This window comes from Agrococcus sp. HG114 (genome assembly GCF_024723325.1).
Lineage (GTDB): Bacteria > Actinomycetota > Actinomycetes > Actinomycetales > Microbacteriaceae > Agrococcus.
Map to the genome: position 1 here is coordinate 1 of NZ_JANQCH010000140.1, position 5,647 is coordinate 5,647.

The 5,647-nt window shown below is 75.3% G+C and carries 3 protein-coding genes; 1 reads left to right on the top strand and 2 read right to left on the bottom strand.

All coding sequences use genetic code 11. The features are described 5' to 3' along the window. The coding region (locus NWP09_RS11265) for an FtsX-like permease family protein (RefSeq protein WP_258275605.1) at nt 1–1,020 on the top strand (1,020 nt) is incomplete at its 5' end. Between the two features lie 18 nt (nt 1,021–1,038). Here NWP09_RS11265 and fgd read toward each other — a convergent pair. After that, nucleotides 1,039–2,031: a glucose-6-phosphate dehydrogenase (coenzyme-F420) gene (fgd, locus tag NWP09_RS11270; protein WP_258275606.1), complete on the bottom strand. Its 993-nt coding sequence runs from the start codon at nt 2,029–2,031 to the stop codon at nt 1,039–1,041. Between the two features lie 8 nt (nt 2,032–2,039). Continuing rightward, the gene (locus NWP09_RS11275) at nt 2,040–5,606 is read right to left on the bottom strand and encodes a bifunctional proline dehydrogenase/L-glutamate gamma-semialdehyde dehydrogenase (protein WP_258275607.1); all 3,567 of its coding nucleotides are present in this window, start codon (nt 5,604–5,606) and stop codon (nt 2,040–2,042) included. Nucleotides 5,607–5,647: the final 41 nt, after the last annotated feature.

Consider the following 5,647-nt stretch of genomic DNA (forward strand, 5'->3'; position numbering starts at 1 on the left):
GCGCTGCGCCTCGCGGGCGCGACGCGCGGCCAGGTGAGCGCAATGGCGGTGCTCGATGCCGTCGCGCAGGCGCTCGCCGGCGTGGCCGTCGGTGCGATGCTCGCGCTCGCCGTGACGCCGGGGCTCGCGCGCATCGAGTTCCAGGGCATGCCCTTCACGGTCGCGGAGCTGCTGCCCCCCGCGTGGGTGTGGGGCGGCGCCGCGGGAGCGGTCGTCGCCACCGCGCTCGTCGCGGCGCTCGCGTCGCTGCGGCGCGTGCACGTGACGCCGCTCGGGGTCGCGCAGCGCGTCGGCGCGAGGCGGCTGTCGCTGTGGCGCATCGCCGGCTTCGGGGTCGCCGCCCTCGGCTACGTGCTCGTCGTCGTGCTCGACGTCGTGCCGGTCGAGCAGACGGTCTCGATCGCCTTCGTCTCGGTCGTCGTGCTCGCGTACGCGCTCATCGGTCCCCTGCTCATCCAGGGCCTCGCGTGGATCGTCGCGAAGTCGGCGCGGCGCCCGGCGACCCTGCTCGCCGCGCGCCGCGTGGTCGACGACCCGCGCGGCGCGTTCAACATCGTCGGCGCCATGGCGATCGCGGTCATGGCGGGCGGCTTCGCGTCGCTCGCTCCCGCGATGGCGGGCGGCCGCGACCAGGTGAGCGCCGACATGGCGACCGGCGCCGTGCTGACGATCGCGATCGCGGGCGTGCTCGGCGCCGTGCTCGCGGGCATCGCCCAATCCGCGAAGGTGCTCGACCAGCGTCGCGAGCACCAGGCGATGCACCGGATGGGGGTCGAGCTCTCGGTCATGCGGGCGGCGCTCGTGCGGCAGGTGGCGCTGCCGCTCGTCATGGCCGTCGGCGCGGCCGCGGGCGTCGCGCTGCTGCTGATCCTGCCGATGTTCGTGCTGTGGATCGCGCACCCGGCCTCCGTGATCACCTGGGTCCTCATGGCGGTGGGCGCCGTCGGGCTCACCCTCGCGGCGACCGCGGCGGCGCTGCCGCTCGTGCGCCGCGTGGCGACGGAGCCCGCGGCGGCGTAGCGCGCTCCTCCGTGCGGGTCAGCGGGCCGGGAGCAGCGGCAGCACGTCCTCCGAGAGCTGCTCGAGGAAGCGGCGCTGGTCGTGCCCCGGCCCATGGAAGACCAGATGGGTGAAGCCCAGGTCGACGTAGTGGGCGATCTCGCCCGCGACCGCCGACGCATCCGACCCCACGATCCAGCGCTTCGCCACCTGCTCGATCGGGAGCTCGTCGGCGAGGCGCTGCATCTCGAGCGGGTCGTGCACGGCGTGCTTCTGCTCCTGCGAGAGCGAGAGCGCGGCCCAGAACCGGGTGCTCTCGAGGGCCCGCGCGGGGTCTCGGTCGTACGAGACCTTGATCTCGATCATCCGGTCGACCTCGGCGGTGTCGCGGCCCTGCTGCGCGAGCCCCTCCTCGAGCGACGCGACGATCGTGCCGCGGTAGTACTCGTCGCCCTTGCCCGACGTGCAGATGTGGCCGTCGGCGAAGCGCGCGGCGTACCGCGTCGTGCCGGGGCCGCCGCCGGCGACGTAGATGGGGATGCGCTCGTCCGGCCGGTCGTAGATCGTCGCGCCGGCGAGGGAGTAGTAGTCGCCCTCGAAGTCGACGCGCTCGTCGGTCCACAGCCGCTTGATGAGCCGCACCGCCTCGCGGAGCCGCGCGAAGCGCTCCCCGAGCTCGGGGTACTCGACGCCGATCGCCTGCTCGTTGAGCGCCTCGCCCGTGCCGACGCCGAGGATGAGCCGGCCGGGGTGCACCTGCCCGAGCGTCGCGAACTGCTGCGCGACGACCGCCGGGTGGTAGCGCAGCGTCGGCGTCAGCACCGAGGTGCCGAGCACGAGCCGCTCGGTGCGCTCGAGCGCCATGCCGAGCCACGCGACCGCGTTCGGCGCGTGCCCGCCCTCGTGCCGCCACGGCTGCAGGTGGTCGCTGATGAACGCGGTGTCGAGGCCGACGCGCTCGGCGAGCACCACGAGGTCGAGGAGCTCCGCGGGCGAGAACTGCTCCGCGCTCGCCTTGTATCCGTACCGCATGGGACCCCTCAGACTCGCAGCTCGAGCATCGCCCGGTCGGGGATGCCGTAGCGGTGCGCAGTGATCGACACCGACTGCTCGCGCACGAACGGCAGCAGCTCGATGCGCCCCTCGCGCGTCACCGGCCCGTCGTAGACGGCGACCGCGGTCCCGCCCGCGAGCGCCTCGCGCAGCGCAGGGTCGCTGCCGACGACGCGGATGCGCCGCACGGGCTCCGAGGGCCGCTCGAGGCCGAGCACGTCGTCGCGCTCGACCGGCTGCAGCGCGGCCCCCGACCGCACCCGGGCGCGGAAGTCGGCATCGGACTCGACGACGGCCTCGAGCATCCGCAGCGCCGGGAGCGGTCGCCGCGCGAGCTTCACGATCCCCTCGGGCACCTCGACCGCACTCGAGACCCGCACCGCGGCACGCGCGCGCGCCGCCGCGGCGAGCACGCGCACGAGGTCGACGACCGCGCCGTCCTCGGCGAGCCGCACGAGCACCTCGGCGGGCCGGTAGCGCAGCACGTTCCGCTCGACGCCGAGCCCGGAGACGTCCTTCGACGCCCCGAGCTCCTCCTCCCACCACGCCTCGTCGCTGTTCGCGCCCGCGCGCACCGCGTCGAACTCGACGAAGTCGAGCGACGGCGTGGCCGCGTCGATGAGCTCGGTCACCTTCCGGTCGAGCCCGTGGAGGCGCACCGACGCCTTCGGCTCGGCGTGCACCGGCTCCCAGTCGACGAGCGGGAGGAGCGAGCCGGGGCCGCCGGAGTGGGTGCCGGGGCCGACCTGCGAGCCCTTCCAGCCGCCGAGCGGCTGCCGCCGGACGACGCTGCCGGTGATGCCGCGGTTCACGAAGAGGCTGCCCGCCTGCACCTCGTCGAGCCAGTGCTCGACCTCCTCGGGATCGAGCGAGTGGATGCCGGCGGTGAGGGCGAGCTCGGTGCTGTTCTGCACCTCGATCGCGTCCTCGAGCGTGTCGACCTCGATGAGCGAGAGGTGGGGGCCGAGCAGCTCGGTCACGTGCGTGAACGAGCCCGGGAGCACCGCATCGCGGATGCCGGGCGACCAGAGCCGGCCCGACGCATCCAGCGCCTTCGGCTCGAGCAGCCACTCCTCCTCGTCCTCGAGCGTCGTGAGCGCGCGCAGCAGCTCGCCCCGCGCCGGCTCGATGAGCGGGCCCACGTCGGTGCGGGCGTCGAGCGGCGACCCGACGCGCAGGGCCGACGCGGCGTCGACGAGCTGGCGGCGGAACCGCTCGCTGTCGCCGGCGGTGTCGACGAGGATCACGACGGACGCGGCGGTGCGCTGCTGGCCCGCGCCCGCGAAGGCGCTGCGCACGATGTCGGCGACCGCGAGGTCGAAGTCGGCCGACGGCGTGACGACGATCGCGTTCGTGCCGCCCGTGCGCGCGAGGAGCGGCAGGTCGGGACGCGACGCGGTGCACCGCGCGGCCGCCTCGGAGGAGCCAGTGAGGAGCACGCGGCCGACCGCCGGGTGGGCGACGAGCCGTCGCGAGAGCTCGCCGTCGTCGACGTCGCACAGCACGAGCACCTCGCGCGGCACCCCGGCCTCCCACAGCGCCTCGACCATGACGGCCGCCGAGCGGCGCGCTCGCGGGTCGGGCTCGACGATGACGGCCGAGCCGGTCGCGAGCGCGGCGGTCACCCCGTCGCACGCGGTGGCGACGGGCGAGCTCCACGTCGGCATCACGAGGGTGAGCTCGACCGGGCGCCAGGCGGCGTCCTCGATCCGCTCGAGCGCGATGCCCTGCTCGGCGTGGTGGCGGGCGAAGTCGACCGCGGCCGAGACCTCGCGGTCGGCGTCCGCGAGCGTCGTGCCGGTCTCGGCGAGCATCGCCTCGACGAGGCGGCCGCGGTAGACGCCGAGCGCCGTGGCCGCGTCGCGCAGGATCTGGGCGCGGCGCTGCGCACCCAGCCCGGCCCATCCCGCCGCCGCCTGCGCCGCCCGGTCGATGCGGCGCTCGAGTGTCGGCCAGTCGTCGATGCGGTTCAGCTCGAGCGTGCGGAGGCCCACCTGCGAGTCGGCCGCGCGCCGCAGCACCTGCCGGCCCCACGCGCGGTTGGCGGCGAGCGACGGGTCCGTGTCGGGCTCGTTCGCGAAGCCGTGCGGATGCGCGACGGAGACCGCGAGGTCGCCCAGCCGGTCCTGGTAGCGGGCCGGCTGCGGCTCGCCCGCCGCGCCCTCGCGCTCGAGCACCTCGAGCGACGCGAGGAAGCGGTCGCGCTCGCGCTGGAACGCGGCGGGCTCGGCGAGGTCGCCGATGCTCGCCATGAACCCCTCGTCGGCCGCGTGCTCCTCGAGCCGGCGGACGAGGTAGGGGACGGCCGCGTCGAGCCGGCCGGGGCGCACGACGGGCACCCCGAGCACGAGGCTGTGGAACACCTCGCGCACGGCGTCCCGGTGCTCCGCCGCCATGCCGAGCAGCATCTCGGCGTCGACCCGCCGGTGGGTGCCGTGGTGCCTCGCGAGCTCCGCGGCGTACGCGAGGTCGAACAGGTTGTGGCTCGCGACGCCCACGCGCACGGCGAAGGCGTTGTCGGGCAGCAGCGCCTCGCGCAGCACGCGCTTGAAGCTCGCGTCGCTCGCGGCCTTCGAGCCGGTCGTCGCGAGCGGCCAGCCGTGCAGGGCCGCCTCGACGCGCTCCATCGCGAGGTGCGCGCCCTTGACGAGCCGCACCCTGATGCCCGCGCCGCCGCCCGCGCGGCGCTCCTTCGCGAAGGCGGCGAGGCGGCGGTACGCGGCGAGCGCGTCGGGGAGGTAGGCCTGGAGCGCGATGCCGGCCTCGAGCCGCGCGAGCTCGGGCCGCGACAGCAGCCGCTCGAAGACCGCGATCGTGAGGTCGCGATCCCGGTGCAGCCCTGCGTCGAGGGTGAGGAGCTTCGGCGGGCTCGACTCGGCCGCGAGCCGGTAGAGCGGCAGCAGCCGCTCGACGAGGCGCTCCACGGCCTCGTCGAACGCCCACGGCTGCGGCCGGGGCGCGACGTCCGAGATTGCGATCGACACGGCGGGCACGTCGTCGTGCTGCAGCAGCTCGGTGATCTCGGCGATGCGCCTCCCTGCGCCCTCCTCGCCGAGCACGGCCTCGCCGAGCGGCGCGATGCTGAGCTGGGTGCCGTCCTCGCGGAGCCGCGCGAGCTGCTTCGCGAGCCGCGCCGGCGCCGCGTCGATCACGAGGTGCGAGACCATCTCGCGCATCGCCCGCTTCACGACCGGGATGATGAGGCGCGGCACGACGATGCCGAAGCCGCCGCCCGCGGTGATCCCGAGCTTGAGGTACCAGTCGAGGAACCCGGGGATCTCGCGGCTGAGCGCCTCGAGGTTGCGCGCGCCGACCTTCGGGTCCTCGGGGCCGATCACCTCGTCGACGAAGCCGAGCGCGAAGCGGAGGCCGTTCGGCTCCTTGAGCAGCGCGGCGAGCCGCTCGGCCGCCTTGTCCTGCCCGCTGCTGCCCGGGCGCGACACCCAGCCGCGCACCCGCTCGATCGCCGCGAGCACGAAGGGGTCGTCGGTCGACGGCTCGGTGAGCTCGACGGGCGGTGCGGCGACCGGCTCCGCGGCCACCGGGTTCGGCACGGAGGGTTCCGCGGCCGGTGCCGGCGCGGCGGGCTCGGCGG